21 protein-coding genes are annotated in these 23,956 nt (G+C 73.0%); 11 read left to right on the top strand and 10 right to left on the bottom strand.

The window, feature by feature from the left end:
* Positions 1–17: 17 nt before the first annotated feature.
* Positions 18–2,021 (bottom strand): SpoIIE family protein phosphatase, encoded by a 2,004-nt coding sequence (locus AB0J21_RS20595; protein ID WP_363147466.1) that lies wholly within the window; start codon positions 2,019–2,021, stop codon positions 18–20.
* Positions 2,022–2,366: 345 nt separating this feature from the next.
* Entirely contained in the window at positions 2,367–3,089 is a 723-nt protein-coding gene (locus AB0J21_RS20590) for a GNAT family protein (RefSeq protein ID WP_363147465.1), read from the bottom strand.
* A gap of 236 nt (positions 3,090–3,325) precedes the next feature.
* On the opposite strand from AB0J21_RS20590, the gene AB0J21_RS20585 reads away from it, so the two are divergent.
* The 3 genes from AB0J21_RS20585 to AB0J21_RS20575 all read left to right on the top strand — a co-directional run bounded on the left by AB0J21_RS20585 (position 3,326) and on the right by AB0J21_RS20575 (position 7,053).
* On the top strand, positions 3,326–4,714 hold the full coding sequence (locus tag AB0J21_RS20585) for a carboxypeptidase regulatory-like domain-containing protein (protein WP_363147464.1): 1,389 nt from the start codon (positions 3,326–3,328) through the stop codon (positions 4,712–4,714).
* 286 nt (positions 4,715–5,000) lie between these two features.
* Positions 5,001–6,650 carry a cytochrome c oxidase subunit I gene (ctaD, locus tag AB0J21_RS20580; protein ID WP_363147463.1) on the top strand — a complete coding sequence of 550 codons (1,650 nt, stop codon included), beginning with the start codon at positions 5,001–5,003 and terminating at the stop codon, positions 6,648–6,650.
* Between the two features lie 49 nt (positions 6,651–6,699).
* Complete coding sequence (locus tag AB0J21_RS20575) at positions 6,700–7,053, top strand: hypothetical protein (protein ID WP_363147462.1); 354 nt, start codon at positions 6,700–6,702, stop codon at positions 7,051–7,053.
* A gap of 66 nt (positions 7,054–7,119) precedes the next feature.
* Here the strand turns inward: AB0J21_RS20575 and AB0J21_RS20570 are convergent, their stop codons facing one another.
* Both AB0J21_RS20570 and AB0J21_RS20565 read right to left on the bottom strand, forming a co-directional pair.
* A complete protein-coding gene (locus AB0J21_RS20570; protein ID WP_363147461.1) occupies positions 7,120–7,938 on the bottom strand; it encodes a hypothetical protein in 819 nt (272 codons plus the stop codon).
* Positions 7,938–9,215 carry a VWA domain-containing protein gene (locus AB0J21_RS20565; protein WP_363147460.1) on the bottom strand — a complete coding sequence of 426 codons (1,278 nt, stop codon included), beginning with the start codon at positions 9,213–9,215 and terminating at the stop codon, positions 7,938–7,940. The genes AB0J21_RS20570 and AB0J21_RS20565 overlap by 1 nt, the downstream gene beginning before the upstream one ends.
* Positions 9,216–9,359: 144 nt before the next feature.
* Between AB0J21_RS20565 and AB0J21_RS20560 the strand changes: the two genes are divergently transcribed.
* The 3 genes from AB0J21_RS20560 (at position 9,360) to AB0J21_RS20550 (ending at position 11,640) form a co-directional block, all read left to right on the top strand.
* Complete coding sequence (locus AB0J21_RS20560) at positions 9,360–9,596, top strand: hypothetical protein (RefSeq protein WP_363147459.1); 237 nt, start codon at positions 9,360–9,362, stop codon at positions 9,594–9,596.
* A 263-nt stretch (positions 9,597–9,859) separates the two neighbouring features.
* Positions 9,860–10,645: a BlaI/MecI/CopY family transcriptional regulator gene (locus AB0J21_RS20555; RefSeq protein ID WP_363147458.1), complete on the top strand. Its 786-nt coding sequence runs from the start codon at positions 9,860–9,862 to the stop codon at positions 10,643–10,645.
* Between the two features lie 254 nt (positions 10,646–10,899).
* Positions 10,900–11,640, top strand: a complete 741-nt coding sequence (locus AB0J21_RS20550; protein WP_363147457.1) for a DUF4232 domain-containing protein — start codon at positions 10,900–10,902, stop codon at positions 11,638–11,640.
* Positions 11,641–11,724: 84 nt separating this feature from the next.
* Here the strand turns inward: AB0J21_RS20550 and AB0J21_RS20545 are convergent, their stop codons facing one another.
* Both AB0J21_RS20545 and AB0J21_RS20540 read right to left on the bottom strand, forming a co-directional pair.
* Positions 11,725–12,456, bottom strand: coding sequence for a chitinase (locus tag AB0J21_RS20545; RefSeq protein WP_363147456.1), 732 nt, complete (start codon positions 12,454–12,456; stop codon positions 11,725–11,727).
* Between the two features lie 121 nt (positions 12,457–12,577).
* Positions 12,578–13,093 (bottom strand): lytic polysaccharide monooxygenase auxiliary activity family 9 protein, encoded by a 516-nt coding sequence (locus AB0J21_RS20540; protein WP_363147454.1) that lies wholly within the window; start codon positions 13,091–13,093, stop codon positions 12,578–12,580.
* 455 nt (positions 13,094–13,548) lie between these two features.
* On the opposite strand from AB0J21_RS20540, the gene AB0J21_RS20535 reads away from it, so the two are divergent.
* From AB0J21_RS20535 to AB0J21_RS20515, 5 genes are all read left to right on the top strand, one after another.
* Positions 13,549–14,931, top strand: coding sequence for a deoxyribodipyrimidine photo-lyase (locus AB0J21_RS20535; RefSeq protein WP_363147453.1), 1,383 nt, complete (start codon positions 13,549–13,551; stop codon positions 14,929–14,931).
* Between the two features lie 303 nt (positions 14,932–15,234).
* The gene (locus AB0J21_RS20530; protein ID WP_363147452.1) at positions 15,235–16,071 is read left to right on the top strand and encodes an aldo/keto reductase; all 837 of its coding nucleotides are present in this window, start codon (positions 15,235–15,237) and stop codon (positions 16,069–16,071) included.
* Between the two features lie 263 nt (positions 16,072–16,334).
* On the top strand, positions 16,335–17,288 hold the full coding sequence (locus AB0J21_RS20525) for an SDR family NAD(P)-dependent oxidoreductase (protein WP_363147451.1): 954 nt from the start codon (positions 16,335–16,337) through the stop codon (positions 17,286–17,288).
* Positions 17,289–17,428: 140 nt separating this feature from the next.
* Positions 17,429–18,181 carry a haloacid dehalogenase type II gene (locus AB0J21_RS20520; RefSeq protein WP_363147450.1) on the top strand — a complete coding sequence of 251 codons (753 nt, stop codon included), beginning with the start codon at positions 17,429–17,431 and terminating at the stop codon, positions 18,179–18,181.
* Between the two features lie 79 nt (positions 18,182–18,260).
* Positions 18,261–19,256, top strand: a complete 996-nt coding sequence (locus AB0J21_RS20515) for an SDR family oxidoreductase (protein ID WP_363147449.1) — start codon at positions 18,261–18,263, stop codon at positions 19,254–19,256.
* 75 nt (positions 19,257–19,331) lie between these two features.
* Here AB0J21_RS20515 and AB0J21_RS20510 read toward each other — a convergent pair whose 3' ends face one another.
* From AB0J21_RS20510 to AB0J21_RS20495, 4 genes are all read right to left on the bottom strand, one after another.
* Positions 19,332–19,997 (bottom strand): HAD family hydrolase, encoded by a 666-nt coding sequence (locus tag AB0J21_RS20510; RefSeq protein WP_363147448.1) that lies wholly within the window; start codon positions 19,995–19,997, stop codon positions 19,332–19,334.
* 58 nt (positions 19,998–20,055) lie between these two features.
* Complete coding sequence (locus AB0J21_RS20505; RefSeq protein WP_363147447.1) at positions 20,056–21,240, bottom strand: alcohol dehydrogenase catalytic domain-containing protein; 1,185 nt, start codon at positions 21,238–21,240, stop codon at positions 20,056–20,058.
* Positions 21,241–21,507: 267 nt separating this feature from the next.
* Complete coding sequence (locus tag AB0J21_RS20500) at positions 21,508–22,356, bottom strand: LLM class F420-dependent oxidoreductase (protein ID WP_363147446.1); 849 nt, start codon at positions 22,354–22,356, stop codon at positions 21,508–21,510.
* A gap of 377 nt (positions 22,357–22,733) precedes the next feature.
* Entirely contained in the window at positions 22,734–23,900 is a 1,167-nt protein-coding gene (locus AB0J21_RS20495; protein WP_363147445.1) for an LLM class flavin-dependent oxidoreductase, read from the bottom strand.
* Positions 23,901–23,956 lie beyond the last annotated feature (56 nt).

The following is a 23,956-nucleotide window of genomic DNA, read 5'->3' as shown; positions in this document are numbered from 1 at the left end:
GCGCCGGGGCGGCCCGCTCACCGTCCGGGCGGCCTGCGCACCAGCAGGAGAGCCGAGTCGTCCAGGTGACCGGTGTTGCCCGCCGTGGACATCAGGTACTGGGCCAGCAGGTCCAGCGACTCGTGGCCCTTCTCGACCAGCAGTGTGCCGACCCGGCTCAGCCCCTCCTCGGCGGTGAACCTCGGCCCCTCCACGACGCCGTCCGTGAGCAGCGCCAGGATGCCGCTGTCCCCGAAGGCGTACTCCCACACCGGATACGTCGCGCCCTCCACGATCCCCAGCGGAGGGCCGGGCTCCTCGTCCCTGACCCGCACCACGCCCCCGGCGTCGAGCTGGACCATCGGAGGGTGTCCCGCCCGTGCGGTGAGCAGCCGCCCGTCCGGGGTCAGCAGGACGTACAGGCAGGTCGTGAAGGCCCGCACGCCCATCTGGATCAGCAGGTCGTTGGTGCGGGCCAGCACCTTGCCCGGCTCCGGGTCCTGCCACGTGTAGGCCCGCAGCGCGGTGCGCACCTGCCCCATGAGCCCGGCGGCGTGCAGGTCGTGCCCCTGGACGTCGCCGATGACGAAGGCGGCGCCCCCGTTCTGGAGCGGCACCACGTCGTACCAGTCGCCGCCCACGTCCAGACCGGTCTGCGCCGGGTGGTACAGCGCCTGCAACTCGACGCCCGGCACCTCGGGAAGCGTCTCGGGCAGCATGTTGCGCTGCACGATCCTGGCCAGCTCGATCCTGGCCTCCTGCAACCGGATGCGTTCCAGCGCCTGACCGGCCAGCGTGCCCAGGGTCCGCATGAGCGTGCGATCCTCCTCCGCGGCCCCGTCGCGCTCGTGGTACGTCATGACCCACGCGCCCAGCGCCCGGCCCGCCGCACGCAGCGGGACCATCGCGAAGGACCGCGCCTCGGTGGCGTCGAGCAGGCTGTGCGCCGCGGGCCACTTGCGGCGGTACTCCTCCCGGCTCGGGATGAACTGGGCCTCCCCGGTCCTGATGGCGTACGGCAGGGGTTTCTCCGCGGCCAGCGAGAGTCCGTCCAGCGTGCGAGCCAGCGCCCGGTCGATCTCGTCGCCGAAGGCCACCCGCAGATGGTCCCCCTCGACGTACGCGAGCAGCGTTCCGACCCCGCCGAAGGCGGGAGCCACCCGGTGCAGCACCGCCTCCGTCAGCTCCTCCTCCGTCGAGGCACCGATGAACGCCGCCGAGAGCTGCTCGACCAGCTCGCCCCGCCTGCGTTCGCCGGCGTACGCGGCGCGCAGCGCCTCGTGCTGCTCGATGAACGGCGTCGTGTCCGCCGTGGTGCCCACGACGCGGCGCCGGCCGCCGAAGCCGAAACGCACCGCTCGCGCCCGGGAGCGCAGTCTTCTCCAGCCACCCGCCCCGTCCGCGATCCGCAAGAGCAGTTCCCCGCTGTCGGCGCTGTTCGCCCGCAGGTCCTCGAACATCTGGGACAGGCCCGCGCGGTCGTCCGGGTGCACCCGCGGAAACAACTGCGCCCGGGGCAGGCTCCGGCCGGGGCTGAGCGTCGAGAACGGGGACTCGCCCTCCAGCCAGTGGAAGACGTCGTGGTCCTCGTCGAACAGCCACAGCGACTCGCCACTGAGCACGATGCCCAGGCGCAACGCCTCCCAGCGCCGTCGTTCGTCGCTCTCCTCGAAGGACAGCAGCACGAGTGGCCGTCCGTCGGAGCCGCCGAGCCGGCGCGCGCTCAGGGTGCAGATCACCGCGCCGCTCGCCAGGGCGAACTCCACGGGTTGCATGGGCGCCGCGGTGTCGGGGCCCTCGCCGGTCGGATCGGCGACCTCCGTGAGCAGGGCCAGCGCGCTCTGCCTGCTGCGCTCGGCCACCACCTCGGTGAGCAGGCGGCCCAGCAGGTGTGCGCGGTCCGTCTCCAGCAGGGAGGCGACTCGCGGACCGACGTCCAGGACGCGTCCCTCCGCGGGGCCGGCGCCCACGTCGACGAGCAGCCACGCGGGCCCTTCGGCGTGGGCTGCGGCGAGGTGGGCACTCTCGGGGATCAAGGTCATGGTCTCTGGTTCGGGTGCTCCAGGTCGGAGGACCGGCGGTTGCCGGAGACGGTCCCTGGACAGGGCCTCACTCCCCAGAATCACCACAAACCGCCGTCACGACCACCAGGCGCACGTCCCGGTGCCCATGTCTCCCGTTTCGGCGGGGGCGCCCCACCGGGCCGAACGCCCCGGCCCCCACCCCCGCCCGCACTGTGCGAACGGCGATCCTCGCAGGTCAGGGTTGCGGGAGAGGGAGACGGTCGCAGTGGTGGAGCCGAGCCGTGCACCGGGACCGGTCGGCCGGTGACCGTCGCGGCAGGCGGCGCCACATGGGTGGTGCCCGCATGGGGCGGGGCGGGAACCTCAGGCGCCGCCGTCGGCGGGGGAGGCGCTCCGGGGGCCACAGTCGCCCGGGGCGAGTCCGAACAGTCCGCGGCACTCCTCCAGCCCCTCGATCGTCACCTCGACGGTCCGGTGGCGTTCCCAGTCCGCGCGCTCCATCCGCAGCCGCTGCAACGTGCGGCGCTCGCCCCGCACCACGCAGGTGGACACCCCGTCCGGCCGGTAGCCCAGCCGGCGCGAGACGCCGAGGGAGGCGGGGTTGTCGGTCATCGCCTCCGAGGTGACGGCGAGCGCCCCGAGCCCCTCGAAGGCGAGATGGCAGACCGCCGCCCGCATCTCGGTGCCGAAACCCCGGCCGTGACGGGCCAGGCCCAGCCACGAGCCGGTGTGCGTCTCCCGGGAGACGGCGAAATCGGTGGCCATGACGTCCTGGCGGCCGATGACCTGACCGGCGTGCGACACGACGAGGGACAGCGTCCAGCGCTCCGGACGCCACGAGGCGATGGTCTCCAGCACGTGCTGGTAGGTCGCCCGCCCCCGCTCCAGAGGAGTGGCGTCCGTCCACGGAACGGAGAACGGCATGGTGCCCGGGGCGTTCACTCCGGCCGCCGCCACCGCGCTCAGCTCTTCGAGCAGCGCCAGGTCGGGCAACCGCAGTTCCAGGCGCGGCGTACGGATGCGCAGACCGTGCAGGGGCCAGAAGGAGCGCCCCTGCCGGGGCGCCGCGAGTGTGGTGTTCGTCATGGCCGAATCCTGCCGTGCGACACCGGGGGTGTCGACCGGATTCTCGGTGCTCCGCCGGTACGCGGTGGTGCACACCGCCCGGTCCGGGACGACGTGACCATATCCGTACACCTCCGTATTTTTGTGCGACTGAACCTTAATGTTAGCCTGGCTAAATATTGATACATGCATCCATGTGGGCCGTCCCCGGCGGGGACGAGGCGCCCCGGGGTGTCGCGAGGAGGCGGGAAAGGTTCATGGCGTCATCGGCAACACCGGAGAGTCCCACGCGGTCCACGCGGGGCGAGGGGCTGCGGGAGACCGCCCGGACCCTCGTCCAGACCCTCTGGTTCCCGGCGTTCATGTTCACCGGGTTCCTCGTGTGCTACCTGCTGCCCTTCCACAACCCCACCCCCCACCACGTCAGGGTCGCCGTGCCCGCCGCGGCCGCCCGGCCCCTGCAACAGAGTCTCGACCGGAGTCTGCCGGGCGGCTACGACATCGTCCCGGTCGACAGTGCGGCGCAGGCCCGCAGTGCGGTCACCGACCGGCAGGCGATCGCCGGGTACGTCCCGGGCCCCGGCGACCCGCAGCTCTACACCGCCAAGGCCGACGGGTACTCCCTGGAGTCGGCGCTGCAGAAGACCTTCACCGGCGTCGCCCAGCACGGCGGCGGCCAACTGCGGACCAGTGAGGTCGCCCCCATCGCACCGGGCGACGGTCTGGGCACCGGCCTGTTCTACGCCGTCCTGGCCTGCACCGTCCCCGCCTACGTCATGGTGATGATGCTGCTGCGGGCCACGAGCTTCGGGCGGCGCAAGAAGATCCTCACGCTCGCCTTCGCGGGCGCGGTCCTCGCGCTGGTCGCCTACGGCGTCGCCCGCTGGATGAACGTCATCCCCGGCGACCCGCTGGCCATCCTCTTCCTGTTCCTCATGACGCAGGCGGTCTCGCAGACCTCCCTGGGGCTCGTGCCCTTCGTCAAGCAGTACCTGCCCGGCGTCGCGATGGGCCTGTTCGTGCTGCTCAGCATGCCCTCCAGCGGCGGCGCGATCCCGGTGCAGATGGTGCCCGGGTTCTTCCGTGCCCTGCACCCCGTCATGCCGATGGGTAACCTCATCGAGGCGCTGCGCGGGCTCTTCTACTTCCACGGCAACGGGGTCACCGGCCACGTCCTGGTGATCTGCGCCTGGGTGGCCGCCGGGTTCGCCCTGCACGGCCTGGGCGTGTGGAAGGAGCGGCGGGCCGCCGCGCGCGAGGCCGCGACCGAGGAGACCTCGCCGCCCGAGCCGCCGGTCGAGGACCCCTCGATCGAGATGCCGCGACCGGCCGCCCTCCCGCCGCACGAGCGGGACGCGCGGCGGCCGCTGCCGCAACTGTCCGGACGCGTCGGCGGTGAGTCGGGCGAGCCGCTGCGCGACGTCGTCATCACCGTCACCGGCACGCACGGCCGCGAACTCGTGCGGGCCACGACCGACGCGAACGGCGAGTACGCCGCGGGCGGTATGGACGAGCAGTTCGTGAACGTCATCGCGAGCGCGCCGGCCTGGCTCGCGAGCGTGGCCCGCGTCTCGGTCGTGGACGGCCGCCCCGCGCGCCAGGACTTCCGGCTGGAGCCCCGCCCCCTCCTGGCCACCCCCCGGTAACCTCCCGCCTCCGGCCCGCTGCCCGTGCCCCGTCACCACCCGGTGGCGGGGCTTTCGTCATCCCGTCGCCCGCCCATGTCAACCGATCGGGGGGCGTGTCCCGCGCGGCGTGTACATCCGGTGTATCCGCATTTATAGGCTTCGGTCGCCATACGGGCGAAACGGGTCTTCCCGCAACGCCGCCTGACGAATGACGAATGGAGACCGAGTGAGCTCGGCAGACACCCGGGTGGACACCCTCCCCCCGACGCCTCCCGCACCCGTAAGGCGGCATCCCGGAGGCTGGGTGATCCGCTGGATCACCACCACCGATCACAAGATGATCGGCACCTCCTACCTGGCGACGTCGTTCAGCTTCTTCATCATCGGCGGCATCCTCGCCCTGGTGATGCGCGCGGAACTGGCCCGGCCCGGGCTGGAGATCGTGTCGCCCGGGCAGTTCAACCAGGCGTTCACGATGCACGGCACGATCATGCTGCTGATGTTCGCCACCCCGTTGTTCGTCGGCTTCGCGAACTGGATCATGCCGCTCCAGATCGGGTCGCCGGACGTGGCCTTCCCCCGGCTCAACATGTTCTCGTACTGGCTCTACCTCTTCGGCTCCCTCATCGCGATCGGCGGTTTCCTCACCCCGAACGGAGCGGCCGACTTCGGCTGGTTCGCCTACTCGCCGCTGACCGACGCGGTGCACTCGCCGGGGGTCGGCGGCGACCTGTGGATCATGGGCCTGGCCTTCCAGGGCTTCGGCACCATCCTCGGCGCGGTCAACTTCATCACCACCATCGTCTGCATGCGCGCGCCCGGAATGACGATGTTCCGCATGCCGATCTTCGTGTGGAACGTCCTGCTGACGGCCGTCCTCGTGCTGCTCGCCTTCCCCGTGCTGGCCGCCGCGCTGCTCGCACTGGAGGCGGACCGCAAGTTCGGCGCGCACGTCTTCGACCCGGCCAACGGGGGCCCCTTGCTGTGGCAGCACCTCTTCTGGTTCTTCGGGCATCCGGAGGTGTACATCATCGCGCTGCCGTTCTTCGGGATCGTCACGGAGATCTTTCCGGTCTTCTCCCGCAAGCCGGTCTTCGGCTACGTGGGCCTGATCGGCGCGACCATCGCCATCGCCGGCCTCTCCGTCACGGTGTGGGCCCACCACATGTACGTCACCGGCGGAGTGCTGCTGCCGTTCTTCTCCTTCATGACCTTCCTGATCGCGGTACCGACCGGGGTGAAGTTCTTCAACTGGATCGGCACCATGTGGAAGGGCTCCCTGTCCTTCGAGACACCGATGCTGTGGGCCATCGGCTTCCTCGTGACCTTCCTGTTCGGCGGGCTGACCGGCGTCATCCTCGCCGCGCCGCCGCTCGACTTCCACGTCTCCGACTCGTACTTCGTCGTCGCGCACTTCCACTACGTCGTCTTCGGCACCGTGGTCTTCGCGATGTTCGCCGGATTCCACTTCTGGTGGCCGAAGTTCACCGGCAAGATGCTCGACGAGCGGCTCGGCAAGATCACCTTCTGGACCCTGTTCGTCGGCTTCCACGGCACCTTCCTGGTCCAGCACTGGCTGGGCGCCGAGGGCATGCCGCGCCGTTACGCCGACTACCTCGACGCCGACGGCTTCACCGCCCTGAACATGACGTCCACCATCAGCTCGTTCCTGCTGGGCCTGTCGATGCTGCCGTTCTTCTACAACGTGTGGAAGACCGCCAGGTACGGCAAGAAGGTCGAGGTGGACGACCCGTGGGGCTTCGGCCGCTCCCTGGAGTGGGCCACCTCCTGCCCGCCGCCGCGCCACAACTTCACCACGCTGCCCCGTATCCGCAGCGAGTCCCCGGCCTTCGAACTGCACCACCCGGCCATCGGCGCCATGGACCAGGCGGTCAACGCGCCGCAGAAGTCCGCCACCATCGCCCCCGGCGACCGCGACCACCGCGAGGACTGAGCCCGCCGTGCGGGCCCCGGCGGGCCCTGCCGGCAGCAAGGAGTCACACGTGGAGCAGCCCACCCCCGACAGCACCCGCGGCCTCGTCCAGCTGGAGGGATACCTCCTGTGGAACGCCGAGGTGGCGGACGCCCGGCGCCGGGCCCGTGAGCTGTGCGAGCAACTGCCCTGGCTGACCACCGCTCAGCGCGAGGACGTGGAGCGGGTTTACGCCGCCGACCGGCTGGCCGCCTCCCGGGCGACGCTGACCCGGATCGCGGAACGCTCGGTGAGCCTGCGCGCCGAGTACACCGCGCGCTACGAGCGGCTGCGGCGCCGCTGCGTCGCCACGGCCGTCCTCGGCGTCACCGCCGCCGCGGGCAGTCTCGCGTGCGCGGCCCTCACCGTCGCGGGCCGAGGCTGACCGCCGCGCACAGACGCGTGGGCCCCGTCCGGTCACCGGACGGGGCCCACGCGTCGACCGGAGTGGTCAGGCGTTCGGCGGCACGTACGAGGGACGCCCCCGGCCCCGGGTCAGCGCGTAACCGCCGATCCCCGCGAGGGCGCCGAGCACCCCGCCGGCCGCCGTCCACAGCCAGCGGTCCGTCCACCACCCCGAGGACCAGCCGTCCTCCGGGGCCACGGCCTGCGGTACGGAGGCCGGAACCAGCGGCTTCGACAGCGAACCGCCCACCGCCTGCGCCCCGCCCTTGTCCCCGGAGACCACCTCCACCTCGGTGTCCACGGGCAGCCCGAGGTCCTGCGCCGCGGCGTCGAGCGAGGTGAGCCGTACGAAGTAGCTCCCCGGCAGCGGATCGTTCGACCACGGCTCGGCCCAGGCCCGCACCACGCGCAGGGTGCACGAGAGCTTCACCGAGGTCGCCCCGGCCGCCACCGTCCGGGTCTGCGCGCCGTACCGGCACGCCTGCCGACGGCGCAGCCCGTCGTACACGTCCACCTGCCAGGTCGAGGCTCCGTGCCGCGCGGCCTGCTCGGGGAGATGCACCGTCGCCGTGACCGTCGGGGTCTGCCCGATGTCGGCGGGGAACACCCAGTACAGGTAGTCCCCGGTCGAGGCGTGCGCACTCGCCCGCTGGTCCTGGGCGAGCGCCGTCGCCGTACGGAAGGAGGTACCGGCCTCGGTGGGCGCCTCGCTCTTCGCGTCGTCGTCGGCGCTCGCACCGCCCGCCGCGCCCAGCGCGAGCAGGGCGCCCGCCAGCGCGGCGGCCCAGCGCGGCCGGACCGTACGGCGGGTACGGGGCCCCGGCCGGTACGTGGTGGTGTTCGCTCGCAGTAGCCGCGTGCCCATCAGTTGCTCCTCCACACCGCTACGCGCCAGCGGGACAGGAAGCCCCACACCAGTCCGGTCAGCAGGCCCACGAGGACCAGCGTGCCCAGCAGCCACCAGCCGCGGCCCAGGCCGAAGGCGGCGACATCCGCGCCGTCGTCGGGGCCGTCGACCAGGTCCACCGTCAGTTCCACGGGCAGTCCGGGAGCCTTCTTCCCGGCCTCCTGGGACGAGAAGGAGTTGGACACCTGGAGGCACACCGTCTCGGCCGGTGCCTCCTCACCGTCCACGTCGTCCAGCTCCGGCTTCGGATAGCGCAGCCCCGTCGACAGGGCGTCGGTGCGGCCGGTGCCGGCCTCCGCTCCCCGGACGATCTCCCGGCCGTGCACCGTGAGCGCGCGCAGCAGGACGCCGTAGTCGGGCGCGACCGCGCGGTCCGCCGACACACTCACCGAGGCACGCAGCTCCTGGCCGGGACGCACCTGGACGCGGTACCAGCGGTGTTCGCCGATCGCCTCCCGGTCGCTGTACAGCCCCGCCTTCAGCTCGGGCGCCTTCGCGCAGTCGCCCCCGCCCGAGACCGCCGAGGGGGTCACCGCCGGATCGGCCGCCCGGTGCACCAACTGCTTGACACGGCCGGAGAGTTCCTTCGTGTGCTGCACCGTCGTGTAGGTTCCGCCGGTGGCCTCGGCGATGCAGGAGAGCTGGTCGCGGGTCTTGGAGTCGGGCACCAGGCCCAGCGTGTCCACGACCAGGTGCACGCCCTTCGCGGCGATCTCCCGGGCCACCTCGCACGGGTCCAGCGGAGCGCAGGTGTCCTCGCCGTCCGTGATCAGCACGATCCGGCGGCTCGACTCCCCGCCCTGCACGTCCTCGGCCGCACCCAGCAGGGCCGGGCCGATCGGGGTCCAGCCGGTGGGCGTGAGGGTCGCCACCGCCGCCTTCGCCTCGGTCCGGTCGAGCTTGCCCACCGGGTACAACTGACGGGTGTCCTTGCAGCCGACCTTGCGGTCCTCACCCGGGTAGTCGGCGCCGAGGGTGCGCATGCCCAGTTCCACGTCCGCGGGCACCGCGTCGAGCACCTCGTTGAAGGCACGTTTCGCGGCGGACATGCGGGAGGCCCCGTCGATGTCACGGGTGCGCATGGAACCGCTCACGTCGAGCACGAGTTCCACTTTCGGCGCGTCCTTGGGGGCGTCCGGCTCGTCGGCCGCCGAGGCCGTTCCGGACAGCAGCCCGGTCAACGAGGCGGCGAGCAGCCCACAGGCGCCCACCGCCAGGTATTTCTTCATGATCATCGTGGGATCGTACGGACAATCGCACCGGAAGCCAAAACGGCTGCGGAAAAGCGCAGTTGGGTACCGCCCGGGCCCGCCGGGCAGGTGTCCGGCAGGCGTTTGGGGGACGTATGCGCGCGGGCGGCCCGGGGAACGGCTGAAGGCATGACAGAGAGAGACAGCCCCCGCACCGCGCTTCCGCGTCTCGTGATCCTCGCTCCGCAACCCGCCGATCCGCCCTTCCGGGTGATCCAGGTGGACGGACAGGTGGTGGGAGAGGCGACCGCGATCAGCGAGGTCGTGGCCGTGGCCGTGAGCCTCGGGTACACCGCCGAGGACCTCGACGACCCCGACAAGGTCCGGTGGGTGGGCGGGGACTCCTACACCTGGGCGCCCCGCTGAACAGCGCGGTGGGCCCCTCAGGAGTGCACTTCACCGCCCACGGCCCACGAAAGCCGTCGACGGGGGTACTCTCAGCCCACCGCGCACTACCGCCCTCCGCTGACTGGCGCCACTCCGAGCGGGGTTGCCCGCGGCCGGACGGCACGCCACCGGGCACCGCCGGCGGCCCACGAGGAACACGAGTCCGGACCACGGACGGCCGCGCGCACCACCCGGTCCACAGGACCGGGTCACACCACCACCACGCAGGAAGCGAGCCATTCGTGACCCAACACTCCACCGAGGTCCAGAACCTCAAGAACGAGTACGAGGCCAAAGTGGCCTCCGACCTCCAGGCCAACGTCGAGGAGCAGACCAGGATCGGCGAGCAGATCGGCGACCTGCGCGAGCGGCTCACCGTCCTCGAACGCGAACAGGCCATGCTGGTCGGCGTGCAGCAGGCCATCGCGGCCGGCGCGAGCACCACCCAGGCCGCGCCCGAGGACGCCTCCGCCGCCGCACCGGACGAGACCCCGGCCGCGCAGCCGCAGACCGCCAAGGTCCCCCGGGCGCGCAGGCCGCGCGGCACCGGCGCCGAGGCCACGCAGGAGACCGCCGAGGAGCCGGCCGAGAAGTCGCCCGAGAAGAAGAGCGGCCGGGCCGCCAGGAAGACCTCCGCGCCCAAGGGTGCCAAGTCCGGCCCGAAGTCCGCGGGCAGGGCCGGCGGCAAGGACACCGGCAGGGCCGCCGCCGCGAAGCCCGCAGCCAAGGGCGCGGCGAAGTCCGCCGCCCCCGCGCAGGACGACGCCGGCGCCCGCCTCAGCCTCCGGGAGCTCATCGCCCGTCAGCTCGCCGACCACGGTGAGCCGAGGTCCGCCTCCGAGGTGTCCGCGACGCTCGCTCAGGAGCACCCCGAGCGCGAGATCAAGGGCAACGTCGTGCGTACGACCCTGGAAGCGCTGGTCGCCAAGGGCCTCGTGCACCGCTCCAAGCAGCAGAAGTCCGTGTTCTACACCCATGTCGACGCGGCACGCGTGCAGGAGCCGGCCCCCCAGGCCGCCGGAGCCTGAACCACCGGCGCGCCCACGCCGCAGGCGTCCGCGACAGGGGGAGTCGCGTGGCGGCCCACGTCCGGCCGCCTCGAACAGTCGCGGTGACCGGCGCGCGGCACCTCGTGCGCGCGCCGGTGCGGGGCGCCCGCGCCACCGGCGGTTCTCGGCGCGGGAGACGCTCCGTATCTCCCCGGAGCCTCCCGCGCCGCCCCCGGTACGGATTCGACCGGGCCCCGGCGGGGCACAGGCCGACTATGGGGACTGTGAGGAACGTGCGTGAGCCACTGACCACCGGCGCCGGCGGGCGCGGGCGCCGGGCCGTACTGCGCCGGGGGTCCGCCCCCGCGTTGTGCCTGCTGCTCGGCGCGGCGCTCGCCGCCTGCTCGGGAGGAGGGGGTGGGGGTGACGGGGCACAGAGCGTGGCCGACTCGTCCGCTCCACCGGCCGCCTCCTCGCCGGCGCCCTCGCAGAGTACGCCCCCGGGGGCGGGCCGCAGCAGCACCCGAGCGCCGCAGAGCAGCTCGCCCTCGGGACCGGACACCCCGGCCGCCTCCGGCACCACGAAGCCCTCCGCCCCGGCCACCTCCAAGGACGCGGCCGCGGGGGACCGCTGCCCTTCGGCGGGGATGCGGCTGGAACTGGGCCGCGGGGACGCGGGGGCGGGCAACCTGCACTACTCATTGGTCTTCACCAATACCTCCGGCCGGTCCTGCACGCTCAGCGGCTACCCCGGGGTGTCACTGCTCGCGGGTGACGGTCAGCAGATCGGTGCGCCGGCCACGCGCGAGGGCGAGACCGCCGACGGTGTGCGGCTGGCCCCCGGCGCGCGTGCGTACAGCGTGGTGCACACGGTCAACGAGGGGATCAACGGCGGTTGCCGGCCGGGCGGCAAGCTCCTGCGGGTCTACCCGCCGGGCTCCCGCGAGGCCATGACGACCCGCAGCGGGGCGTTCCGGGTGTGCGGGGACACCTTCACCGTCACGACCCTGAAGCCGGGGGCGGGGCCTTCCTGACCCGGCCCCCGACGGACGCGACCGGGGCCGGTCCACGGCGTACGCCCGCCGCGGACTGGCCCCGGCCGGGTTCCGGTGTGCCGCTCAGCAGCTCAGGTTCGCCCCGGGGTCGACGCCGAGGATCTGGCTGAAGCGGGTGTAGTTGTCGATCCTGCTCTGGACCTGCGCGGGGTTCTTCCCGTCGCACTCCAGGCTTCCGTTGATGCTGCGGATCGTCTCGCCGAAGCCGTTGCCGTTCACCATGGCGTCGTGCGGGGTCATCGTGCCCGGACCGCTCTGGGTGTTCCAGTACCACAGACCGGTCTTCCAGGCGACGGCCGCGTCGTTCTGCACGAGGTCGGGGTTGTTCAGCAGATCGATGCCGAGCGCGTCCCCGGCCGCCTTGTAGTTGAAGTTCCAGCTGAGCTGGACGGGGCCCCGGCCGTAGTACTTGTCGTTTCCGGCCGGGCAGCCGTACGACTGCGAAGTGTCGCAGTAGTGCGGGTAGTTGGCCGTGTTCTGCTCCACGACGTACACCAGGCCGCCCGTCTCGTGGGAGACGTTCGCGAGGAAGGCCGCGGCCTCCTGCTTGCGCACCGTGTCGCTGCCGGTGCCGGAGAACCCGGGGTAGGCGTCGAGCGCGGCGGTCAGTCCCTGGTAGGTGTAGAACGAGTTCCGGCCCGGGAACATGTCGTTGAACTGGCCCTCACTGACCACGAACTCGGCCGCCGAGGTGTGCGGTGCGGGGGTCGCGCCCGCCGAGCCGGTCAGGGTGAGCGCGGTGAGTGCGGCGGCCGAGGCGGCCGTGGAGAGCAGGGTGAGAAGGCGTGTGCGCACGCTGTCGCTCCTTCGCCGGAGCGGGCCGCCGCGTGGGGCGCGGCGGCCCGCCGGTGTGGGGGGTGGGGGAGAGGCGGAAGGCGGTGCGAGGGGTGTGGGGCCCGCCCCGCACCGCCACGAGTCAGCTCACGTTGACGTCGATGCAGGTGTAGAAGGCGTTGGTGGTGTCGGCGATGTTCCACACCGCGAGCACCTTCTGCTTGCCCTTGAGGCTCCCGAAGTGGACGGTGTGGGTCACGGTCGCGCCGGGCTTGGCGCCGTTGTCGTTGAACTCGGCGATCTTCTGGCTGCCGACGAAGTACTGCCAGGTGCTCGTCGCGTGCTGCGCGGTGAGCGTCCAGGTGAACTGCGTGCTCGTGCTGACCGGGGTGGCCACCCAGCCCTTCGAGTCGTCGTCCAGCTCGGCGAAGCGGCTGTTGCCGCCGCTGCAGCTGGTCAGGCCCTTGGGTCCCTCGACGCTCTGCGGTTCGTACTTGATGTCACCGCAGGACACCGTGCCGGCCGAACACTGGGCCTGCCGGCTGGGCGGGTTGGAGATGTAGCCGTGCGCGCTCGCCGAGGCGGCCGGCAGGGTCAGCGCGAGGACGGGGGCGAGAACGGCGCCGAGCAGCGCGGCCGTCTTCCTTTTGGTGTGCATACCTACTCCTTCACCAAGGTCTGCCCGTGCGCCCGGACGAGTGGGGATGCCGCGGCGACGGACCGGCCTCTCAAGGTGGGGGGTCAAGAGACGCGAAGGGACCTGGCCTGCGCCGATGCGAACTCCGCATGCGTGCACCGGAGTTCCCAAAGGTCTGGGCCACTTGGACTAGACCATACCGGTCGACGCGTCCGCGTCAAGAGAGTCGGGGAGACTCGGCCGTCCCGCCGTGCGAGGAGGGACGGATCCCGTATGATCCGCCAACTCGCCTGCGTACAAGGCTTGGTGGCGATTCGATGTGTGCGCCGGTGGTGGCGCGGGTACCCACCCCCGCCCACGAGGACCCGTGCGGGCACCAGTGCGACACGGGCGCACACGTGTGGCGGCGCAAGGCCGACCGTGACCCGGGGGATCATCCGGTACATCCCGTCCAGTCGTCCCGGAGCGCCCTCGCCATGCCAGACCAGCACCCCAGAACCTCTCTCGTCCTGTTCACCTCCGACCTGCGGCTGCACGACCATCCGCCGCTGCGCGCCGCGCTGCGCGAGGCCGAGGAGGTGGTGCCCCTGTTCGTGCGCGACGAGGCGCTGGAGGCGCGGGGGTTCGCCCCGCCCAACCGGGCGGCCTTCCTTGCCGACTGCCTCGCCGACCTGGACGGGGGCCTGCGTGAGCGCGGCGGCCGGCTCGTGATCCGCTCCGGGGACGTGGTCCGTGAAACGTGCGCCGTGGCCGCCGAGACCGACGCCGCCCGGGTGCACCTCGCGGCAGGCGTCAGCCGCTACGCGCGGAACAGGGCCGAGCGGCTGTCCTCGGCGCTCGCCGCCGAGGGCAGGGAACTCGTCGAGCACGAGGCCGTCGTCACCGCGCTGCCGCCCGGCGAGGTCACCCCGGGCGGGGGAGACCACTTCGCCGTCTTCACCCCGTACTTCCGCCGCTGGTCCGAGCAGTCCCTGCGCACCCCGCTCGGCGCACCGCGCTCCGTCACCGTCCCCCGCTCGGTCCGCTCCGAGCCGCTGCCGCGTCGCGGTGAGGTCGCGGGCGTCTCGCCCGGCCTCGCCCCCGGAGGCGAGAGCGAGGCCCGCTCCCGGCTCGCCTCCTGGCGGCGTTCGGGGCTCGACGCCTACGAGGAGCGGCACGACGACATGGCGGGCGACGCCACCTCGCGGCTCTCCCCGTACCTGCACTTCGGGGCGGTGTCCGCCGCGGAGTGCGTGGCCCGGGCCCGAGCGGCCGGCGGCGCGGGCGCCGAGGCCTTCGTCCGGCAACTGTGCTGGCGCGACTTCCACCACCAGGTGCTCGCCGCCCGCCCCGCGAGCGCCGAACAGGACTACCGCACCAGGGGTGACCACTGGCGGCGCGGCCGGGAGGCGCAGGCCGAGACCGCCGCCTGGCGCGAGGGCCGTACCGGCTACCCCGTGGTGGACGCCGCGATGCGCCAGCTCGCCCACGAGGGCTGGATGCACAACCGGGGGCGGCTGCTGACCGCGAGCTTCCTGACCAAAACGCTCTACGTGGACTGGCGCACCGGCGCCGAGCACTTCCTGAGCCTCCTGGTCGACGGCGACCTCGCGAACAACCAGATGAACTGGCAGTGGACCGCGGGCACCGGCACCGACTCGCGTCCCAACCGGGTCCTCAACCCGGTGATCCAGGCCCGGCGGTACGACCCGGACGGCGCGTACGTACGACGCTGGGTCCCGGAACTGCGCGAGGTCGGGGGCGGGGCGGTCCACGAGCCGTGGAAGCTCGCCGACCGCGACCGGTACGACTACCCGGAGCCTGTCGTCGGTCTCTCCGAAGGGCTCGAACGGTTCAAGAGGGCCAGGGGCAAGGAGTGACCTGCCGGCGCCGGGCCCCAGGGGGCGGGGCGCTCCGGTGAACCCGGCCGTGTGGTGACGCGGGGCGCGGGAAGGAGAGAGTCCGGGGGCGCTCGCGTCGATCCGGGAACCGCACCGCGCACCCGCCGGAAACCGGCCCACTGCCGGCTGGCCAAGTGGGAAAAACGCGGCAAAGCTGTACAAAGGATGTTTTTCGGCCGAGGGGACGGGGACATGCCCCCTGCACGGCGGGAGGGCCGCGCCCCCCGGACGGCGCCCCGATCCGGCCTCCGCCCGCCCGGCCGACAACCCGAGGAGAGGCACGTGTCCGCAGTACCGAGCATCACCCTGAACAACGGCGTGGAGATCCCCCAGCTCGGCTTCGGGGTGTTCCAGATCCCGCCGGAGAAGACCAGGGACGCGACCCTGGCAGCCCTGGAGACCGGCTACCGGCACATCGACACCGCCGAGATGTACGGCAACGAGAAGGAGGTGGGCCAGGCCGTCAGGGAGTCCGGCGTCGACCGCTCCGAGCTGTTCGTCACCAGCAAGCTGAACAACGGGTTCCACGCCCACGACGACGCCCTCGCGGCCTTCGAGCAGTCGCTGGAGGACCTGGACATCGGCTACCTCGACCTGTTCCTGATCCACTGGCCGCTGCCCGCCGTGGGCGACTTCGTGGAGACCTGGAAGGCGATGGAGGAGATCTACCGCTCCGGCCGCGCCAAGGCCGTCGGCGTCTCCAACTTCCAGCCGCACCACCTGCGCCGGCTGCTGGAGAACACCGACGTCGTGCCCGCCGTCAACCAGATCGAGGTGCACCCGTACCTCACCCAGGAGACGGTGCGCGCCTTCGACGCGGAGCACGGCATCGCCACCGAGGCGTGGTCCCCGATCGCACAGGGCAAGGTCCTGGGCGACCCGGTCATCGTGAGCATCGCCGAACGGCTCGGGAAGACCCCGGCCCAGGTGACCCTGCGCTGGCACCTCCAGCGGGGCGACATCGTCTTCCCGAAGTCGGTGACGCGCTCGCGCGTCGAGGAGAACTTCGACCTCTTCGGCTTCGAGCTGAGCGAGGGAGACCTCGCGGAGATCAGCGCCCTCAACCGCGACGAGCGCACCGGACCGGACCCGGACACCTTCAACATGGTCCCGGAGTAAGCCCGCGCCCCGGTGACTGCCGGGAGGGACGGTCACCCCGACCGCCCGAAGCCCCCGCAGTTCCCGGGCGACCGGGCGGCGTCGGCGGCTCACCGCGGGACGGCAGTCCTCGCCCCGCGGCCGCCGCGCGCCCGGACCGCCCGCCGGGCCGGCCCGTGCCGCCGCGATCCGTGCCGCCGTCGCCAGGGGAACGGCTGCCCCGAGGGGGGCCCGACGCGCGGCGGCCTTGACTTGGAGCGTGCTCCAACTCGTAGCGTCGGGGCATGACCACCACACAGCACCCCATCGGCTCCGGCTTCGGCGCCCGCAGTACCGCCCGCGAAGTCGTCGAGGGAATCGACCTCGGCGGAAAGCTGGCGATCGTCACGGGCGGCTACTCGGGCCTCGGCCTGGAGACCGTCCGTGCGCTGGCCGGGGCCGGCGCCCACGTCGTCGTCCCCGCCCGGCGCCCCGAGGTGGCCCGGGAGAACCTCGCCGGCATCGAGAACACCGAGGTGGACGCTCTCGACCTGGGCGACCTCGACAGCGTCGAGGAGTTCGCCGACCGCTTCCTGGCCTCCGACCGCTCCGTCGACCTCCTCATCGACAACGCGGCGATCATGGCCGCCCCCGAGACCCGCGTCGGCCCCGGCTGGGAGGCGCAGTTCGCGACCAACCACCTGGGCCACTACGCGCTGGTGAACCGGCTGCGGCCCGCCCTCGTGCGCGACGGCGGTGCCCGGGTCGTCTCGGTCTCCTCGGTCGGTCACCACAATTCGCCGATCCGCTGGGACGACATCCAGTTCGAGCAGGGCTACGACAAGTGGAAGGCGTACGGCCAGGCGAAGACCGCCAACGCGCTGTTCGCCGTCCACCTCGACGCGCTCGGCAAGGACGCGGGGGTGCGCGCCTTCTCGCTGCACCCCGGCGGCATCCTCACTCCGCTCCAGCGCCACCTCCCGAAGGAGGAGATGGTCGCCCTCGGCTGGATCGACGAGGACGGCAACCAGATCAACGACGCCTTCAAGACCCCCGAGCAGGGCGCCGCGACCTCCGTGTGGGCCGCGACCTCCCCGCGCCTGGCCGACGCGGGCGGCGTCTACCTGGAGGACTGCGACATCGCACGGCCCGCCGGGGAGGGCCGCACCGGCGTACGAACGTACGCCGGCGACCCGAAGGAGGCCGCCCGGCTGTGGGCCCTCTCGGCCGAACTGACCGGCGTCGACACGTTCTCCTAGAGCGACCGGTGTGACGGGCACGCGGGCGGCGGCCGCTTTCGGGTGAACCCGTGGCGGCCCGCCGCCCGCCTGCCTGTCCGGCCGCGCCGGCGCGGGCATCGTCTGGCCTCCGAGACCGGCCGACGACGAGGAGACCACACATGCGTACGGGTACGGACACGGGGGCGAGCCCGGTCGAGGACCCGGTGGTCGGCGTCGGCTCCCTGGGAAGGATCGAGGCGCTCGTCTTCGACGTCGTCGGGACCCTGGTCGACGAGGTGGGCAGCCTGCGCCGCGAGATGTGCGAGGCCTTCGCCGCGCACGGCCTGGACGAGGGACCGGCGCAGTCGGTGGCGGACCACTGGAGGGCACGCTGCCACGAGGAGTTCTCCGCGGTCGCCGACGGCCGCCGCGACTGGGCCCCGGAGACGCGCCTGCGGCGCGAGCTGCTGCCCGGGGCCCTCGCCGCCCACGGGCTGGAGCTGCCCGACGCGGCCCTCGACCGGCTCGGCCACGCGGGCGGCCGTCTCACCCCGTGGCCCGAGGTGCCGGAGCAGCTCGGGGTCCTCGCGGCCCGGGTCCTCGTCACCGCGCTGTCCAACGCGGACCTCGCCCGGATCGCCGAGATCTCGGCACGCGGCGGGCTGTGCTGGCACGCGGTGCTCTCCACCGAACTCGCGCACACCTTCAAACCCGCGCCCGCCGCCTACCGCCTGCCCACCGGCCTGCTCGGACTCGACCCGCGGCGCACCCTGTTCGTGTCCGCCCACCCCTGGGACCTGCGAGGCGCCGCCGCCCACGGCTACCGCACCGCACTGCTCCCGCGCACCCACGCCGAGGCACCGCGACCCGGCAGGGGGCCCGACCTCACCCTCGGCTCCCTCGACGAACTCGCCCTCGTGCTCGCCCCCTGAACGCCCGGCCCCGGCAGGCGGCGCGCATGGCTTCCTGCCAGGGTGGAACCCGGAACGTACCCGACCAGGAGGCTCACCCATGACACGCCCCGGCTCCCGTACGCGCCCTCTCGACGACCTCTCCGCCCTCGTCACCGGTGGCTCCCGCGGGCTCGGGCTGCTGCTCGCGGAACAACTCGCCGCCCAGGGAGCCGCCACCGTCACCATCGCCGCGCGCGACCGGGACGAACTGGAGCGCGCCGCCGAACTGCTGCGCGAGCGCACCTCCGCCACGATCCGGGTCGCGGTGTGCGACGTGCGGGAGCGTGCGACCGTGCGGGAACTCATGCGCACCACGCACGAGGCCTGCGGTCTCGACGTGGTGATCGCCAACGCCGGCGTCATCCAGGTGGCCCCGCTCGCGGCCGTCGCCGCCGAGCAGTTCCAGGACGCGATGGGCACGATCTTCGAAGGGGCCCTGCACACGTCGCTGGAGGCGCTGCCGTATCTGCGGCAGAGCCCGGCGGGCGGCCGGCTCGCCCTGATCGGATCGGTGGGCGGCCTGCTCGCCGTCCCGCACCTGCTGCCGTACTCCTGCGCGAAGGCCGCCGTGGGCTCCCTCGCCGAGGGGCTGCACGCGGAGGCGGGCCCCGGCGTGAGCGTGACCGCCGTCCACCCCGGGCTCATGCGCACCGGCTCGCACCTCCAGGCCGAGTTCGGCGGCGACGCGGACCGCGAGTTCGGCTGGTTCAGCGCGCTCGCCGGGGCGCCCGTCGTGTCGATGGACGCACGGCGCGCCGCCGCCCGCGTCGTGCGCGCCGTGGGCCACCGGCGCACCCGGCTCGTCCTCACCCCGATGGCCCGGGCCGCCGGCCTCGCACACGGCCTCGCGCCCGCGCTGACGACGAAGCTCACGACGCTGGTGGCGAAGGCCCTGCCCGAGGCGTCCGGCCCCGGCGGTCTGCGGCAGGGACACCAGGCGGGCGAGCCCGCGCACCCGGTGGCCAGGAAGCTCAGGACCTGGGGCAGTAAACTCAACGACCGCGCGGTCGGCCCCGGAAACCAGCGCCGCCCCGGACCGACGACGAGCGCCTGAGCCGCCCGCGGAAGCCCTACGAGCGGACGCTCCCCGGCTCTTTGTCCGGGGAGCGTCCGCTCGTACGGCCTCTGGTCACGCGCCGCCGGCGAAGGCGCTCTTCCCGAGCCGGGCCAGCAACTGAGCCGGGTCCGCGTAGATCTCCGCGGCCCCGGCCGCCACCAGGTCGGCGCGCGCGATGCCGCCGGACAGCAGACCGATCGGGGTGACGCCCGCCGCGCGCGCGGCGCGCATGTCCCACACCGAGTCCCCCACGAAGACGCTGTCCGCGGCCTCGGCCCCGGCCAGTTCCAGGGCGTGCCGGACGGGCTCCGCAGCGGGCTTGCCCTCCTCGACGTCGTCGGCGCTCGCGGTGTCCTCGATCGCCTCGTCGGCCCCGATCGCGCGCAGCAGTGCGCCGAGTTCCGGTCCGCCCGCCGAGGTGGCGAGCACGACGGACCATCCGGCGCCGTGCAGCGTGCGCAACAGCCCGGCCGCGTCCTCGAACGCGTCCAGGCGCTCGAAGTACGTGCCGTACAGCGCCTTGTGGCCGGCGCTGATGTCCGCGTCCTGCCCGGTGTCGCGGTCCGCGCCGAGCACATGGGCGATCAGGTCGGTCGAGCCGAGGCCGAGCGCCTGGTGCACAGCCGTCATGGGCACCCGGTGCCCGGCCTGCCGGAAGGCCTCCCACCACGCGGTCACATGGAGGTGGTTGGTGTCGACGAGAGTGCCGTCGACGTCGAACAGGGCGGCGCGGGTCATGAACACCTCTCGGGGCGGGGGTCGGTCGAGCGGAATGAGGGCGGGGGAGGGACGGTCGTCACGGCCGCAGGAGGGTCTTGATCATGCCGTCCTCCTTGGCCTGGAAGGTCGCGTACGCCTTCGGGGCCGCCTCCAGGGGGAGGTGGTGCGTGGCGAAGGTGTCCACCCCGAGCGGGTCCTCGTCGGTGAGCAGCGGCAGGATGTCCTCGACCCAGCGCCACACGTTGGCCTGCCCCATGCGCAACTGAAGCTGCTTGTCGAACATCTGGAGCAGGGGCATGGGGTCGGCGGCACCGCCGTACACCCCGGAGAGGGAGATCGTCCCACCGCGACGCACCAGGTCGATCGCCGCGTACAGCGCGCTGAGGCGGTCCACGCCCGCGCGCTGCATCAGGGGTTCGGCCACCGCGTCCGGCAGGAGGCCGACCGCCCAGTGCGCGGCCTTCGCGACCGGCGCCCCGTGCGCCTCCATGCCGACGGCGTCGATCACCGCGTCGGTGCCGCGGCCCTCCGTCAGTTCCCTGATCGCGTCCCCGAGGTCCTTGCCGTGCCGCCGCACGTCGAGGCACTTCACGCCGTGCGCCGCGGCCCTGGACAGTCGTTCGGGGACCAGGTCCACCCCGATGACCAGGCCCGCGCCCCGCTGCTGGGCGATGCGCGTGGCCATGTCGCCGATCGGGCCGAGCCCCAGCACCGTGACGGAACCGCCGGGCGGCACCGACGCGTACTCGACGGCCTGCCAGGCGGTCGGCAGGACGTCGGAGAGGTACACGAAGCGGTCGTCGGGCGGGCCGTCCGGCACCTTGACCGGCAGCTGGTCGCCGAAGGGCACCCGCAGGAACTCGGCCTGACCGCCCGGCACCTGCCCGTACAGCTTCGTGTAGCCGAACAGCGAGGCGCCCATGCCCTGGTCCCTGACCTGGGTGGTCTCGCACTGCGAGTGCAGGCCCTGGGAGCACATGAAGCACTTCCCGCACGACACGTTGAACGGGACGACGACCCGGTCCCCGGGGGAGAGGGAGCGCACGGCCGGGCCAACCTCCTCGACCACGCCCATGGCCTCGTGGCCGAGGATGTCCCCGGGGTCGATGAACGGACCGAACAGTTCGTACAGGTGCAGGTCCGAGCCGCAGATCCCGGTCGAGGTGACCCGGACGACGATGTCGTCGGGCTGTTCGATCCGGGCGTCGGGCACGGTCTCGACCCGTACGTCCCGCTTGCCCTGCCAGGTCAGTGCGCGCATCGCTGCTCCCTAGGGTCCGGACCGTCCCGGCGGCGTTCGGCCGGACCCGGTCCGGGTGCCCGGTCCGCAGTGGACCACGCCCGGCGACCACGAGCGCACGCCTCCGAGGGGGAGACGCGCGCCGGGCCCCGGAACGGCGGACGGTCCCTCCCAGCCTCGGGCCGATCTCCCCCGCGCGCCCGGCCGCACCCCACCGGGGTGGGCCGAACGGGTGACGCGGGGCCCGGGGCCCGCGGGGCGGGGCGCGGTCGGGCACCGGCAGGGGGCTCAGCCCAGCCCGAGGACCCCCGCCAGTTCGCGCCAGCCGTCGCGCGGCAGCTTCTCGGGGTTGCCGTCGAGCAGCTGTACGGCGACGTGGTCGGCGCCCGCCTCGTGGAACTCGGCCAGCCGCGCCCGCACCGTCTCCGGACTGCCCCACACGACTGTCGCGTCGACCAGCCGATCGCTGCCGCCCGCCCGGAAGTCCTCCTCCGTGAAGCCGAGACGCAGCCAGTTGTCTGTGTAGTTCGGCAGCTTCAGGTACATCTCCAGCACGCCGCGGCCGATCGCCCGGGCCTGTTCGGCGTCCTCGCTCAGCACCACCTTGACCTCAGGGGCCAGCAGGGCGTCCGGGCCGAGCGCCTCGCGGGCCTCGGCCGTGTGCCCGGCCGTCACCAGGTAGGGGTGCGCGCCACGGGACCGCGAGCCGGCCAGCCGGAGCATCTTCGGGCCGAGCGCGGCGAGTACCCGGGAGCCCGGCGGCACCGGGACCTCGGCGGCGTCCAGCGCGTCGAGGTAGGCGACCATCGCGGAGTACGGCTTGTGGTAGCTCTCCGCGAGGGCCGAGTGGCTCACGCCGAGCCCGAGCAGATAGCGGCCGGGGTGGGTGGCCTCCAGCTCGGCGCGCTCCCGGGCGACGTCGTGCGCCTCGTGCTCCCAGATGCTCAGGATGCCGTTGGCCACGGTGATCCGGGAAGTGCCGCGCACCAGCGGGACGGCGGACTCGACCGAGCTGTTACCGCCCAGCCACACCGTCCCGAAGCCCAGCTCCTCCAGCTCGGCGACCGCCTCGACGGCCTCCGTCCGCGGGGCGCGGGCCAAGTGGTGGTCCCAGATGCCGAAGCGGCCGACGTCCATGAACGACTCCTCTGCTCAGTGCTCTCCGTACGGTTCACGCGCCCCGCCCGGACCGCCTCGGGCCGCGTGCGCGGGCTCCCGGCCAGGGAAGGCACGTACCGGCTCAACCTCCCGGCGCGGCGGGCGTATTCCCCCGTTCAGGGGTGGTCACGAAACCCCCACCAGCATGGCGTGACCGGGCCTCGCGCGTCCGTCGGGGCGACCTCGCGGGACCGGGGAACCCGGCCCGCGGAGCGTCCGGACGGCTCACCGTGAGTCCGCGCGGGCCCGGCCGGGGCCCTCCCCCTCACACCCGACACGAGCCGCCGCCCTGCCGCGCCGTCCACTGCCCCGGCCGGACCGTGCGCGCCGCGCGCAGGGGCTGAGGGGCGGGCCCCTCAGCCCCTGCGCGCGGCGGGCACCCCCAGGGCGGGTTCCGGTACGGCGTCGTGCGTGCCCGGACCGGGGAACGGGTGCCGCCACAGCCCGCGCCCGGCCAGGACCGGCAGCACCCCCTCGCCGAACCAGTACGCCTCCTCCAGATGCGGATACCCGGAGAGCACGAACTCCTCGATGCCCAGCGCGTGGTACTCCTCGATCAGGTCGGCGACCTCCTCGTGGGAGCCGACCAGCGCCGTACCCGCCCCACCGCGGACGAGACCGATGCCCGCCCACAGGTTCGGGTGGATCTCCAGGGCGTCCTGCCGCCCGCCGTGCAGCGCGAGCATCCGCCGCTGCCCCTCCGACTCGCTCTGCCCGAGGCCCTGCTGGATGTCCGCGACCAGTCGGGGGTCGAAGCCCTCCAGCAGGCGTCGTGCCTCCGCCCACGCCTGCTCGGACCGGTCCCGGCTGATGACGTGCAGACGGATGCCGAAGCGCACCGAACGGCCCTCGCGCGCGGCCAGTTCCCTGACCCGGTCGATCTTGAGCGCCACATCGGCCGGCGGCTCGCCCCAGGTCAGGTACACGTCGCTGTAGCGGGCGGCCACCGAGACCGCGGCGGGGGAGGAGCCGCCGAAGTAGACCTCCGGCACCGGGTCGGGCAGACGGTTCAGCCGCGCCTCCTCCACCCGGAGGTGCTCACCGAGGTGGTTCACCGTGCCCCCGCGCCACAACTCCCGCACGATGTGCAGGAACTCGCCGGTACGGGCGTAGCGCGCGTCCTTGTCGAGGAAGTCGCCGAACGCGCGTTGCTCCCGGCTCTCCCCGCCCGTCACCACGTTGAGTAGCAAGCGGCCGCCGGACTGCCGCTGGTAGGTCGAGGCCATCTGCGCGGCGAGGGTGGGGGAGACCGACCCCGGACGGAAGGCCACGAGGAACTTGAGACGTTCGGTGTTCTGGCTCACCATCGCCGTGGTCAGCCACGCGTCCTCGCACCACGCGCCGGTCGGGGTGAGCGCGCCGGCGAAGCCGACCTGCTCGGCGGCGCGGGCGATCTGGCTGAGATAGGCGACCGTGGGCGGCCGGTCGCGGCCCGCCGCCGTGACGGGGGTGCCGTGCCCTCCGCCCACGACATCGCGACTGTCGCCGTTGGTGGGCAGGAACCAGTGGAAGGTCAGACTCACGGGAGGTGACTCCGTTCGAGAGCGCGGGAGCGCGGGAGGGGGATCGACGGGGGAGG

This window comes from Streptomyces sp. NPDC049954, from assembly GCF_040656295.1.
In the GTDB taxonomy this organism is placed as follows: Bacteria; Actinomycetota; Actinomycetes; order Streptomycetales; family Streptomycetaceae; genus Streptomyces.
This window is presented reverse-complemented; position numbering and strand designations above follow the sequence as displayed.

What these genes read in the sequence shown, in the direction of transcription:
- AB0J21_RS20595 (WP_363147466.1), bottom strand. Translation starts at nt 2,021, where the DNA reads ATGACCTTGATCCCCGAGAGTGCCCACCTCGCCGCAGCCCACGCCGAA.
- AB0J21_RS20590 (WP_363147465.1), bottom strand. Translation starts at nt 3,089, where the DNA reads ATGACGAACACCACACTCGCGGCGCCCCGGCAGGGGCGCTCCTTCTGG.
- AB0J21_RS20585 (WP_363147464.1), top strand. Translation starts at nt 3,326, where the DNA reads ATGGCGTCATCGGCAACACCGGAGAGTCCCACGCGGTCCACGCGGGGC.
- AB0J21_RS20570 (WP_363147461.1), bottom strand. Translation starts at nt 7,938, where the DNA reads ATGGGCACGCGGCTACTGCGAGCGAACACCACCACGTACCGGCCGGGG.
- AB0J21_RS20565 (WP_363147460.1), bottom strand. Translation starts at nt 9,215, where the DNA reads ATGATCATGAAGAAATACCTGGCGGTGGGCGCCTGTGGGCTGCTCGCC.
- AB0J21_RS20560 (WP_363147459.1), top strand. Translation starts at nt 9,360, where the DNA reads ATGACAGAGAGAGACAGCCCCCGCACCGCGCTTCCGCGTCTCGTGATC.
- AB0J21_RS20540 (WP_363147454.1), bottom strand. Translation starts at nt 13,093, where the DNA reads ATGCACACCAAAAGGAAGACGGCCGCGCTGCTCGGCGCCGTTCTCGCC.
- AB0J21_RS20535 (WP_363147453.1), top strand. Translation starts at nt 13,549, where the DNA reads ATGCCAGACCAGCACCCCAGAACCTCTCTCGTCCTGTTCACCTCCGAC.
- AB0J21_RS20525 (WP_363147451.1), top strand. Translation starts at nt 16,335, where the DNA reads ATGACCACCACACAGCACCCCATCGGCTCCGGCTTCGGCGCCCGCAGT.
- AB0J21_RS20520 (WP_363147450.1), top strand. Translation starts at nt 17,429, where the DNA reads ATGCGTACGGGTACGGACACGGGGGCGAGCCCGGTCGAGGACCCGGTG.
- AB0J21_RS20515 (WP_363147449.1), top strand. Translation starts at nt 18,261, where the DNA reads ATGACACGCCCCGGCTCCCGTACGCGCCCTCTCGACGACCTCTCCGCC.
- AB0J21_RS20510 (WP_363147448.1), bottom strand. Translation starts at nt 19,997, where the DNA reads ATGACCCGCGCCGCCCTGTTCGACGTCGACGGCACTCTCGTCGACACC.
- AB0J21_RS20505 (WP_363147447.1), bottom strand. Translation starts at nt 21,240, where the DNA reads ATGCGCGCACTGACCTGGCAGGGCAAGCGGGACGTACGGGTCGAGACC.
- AB0J21_RS20500 (WP_363147446.1), bottom strand. Translation starts at nt 22,356, where the DNA reads ATGGACGTCGGCCGCTTCGGCATCTGGGACCACCACTTGGCCCGCGCC.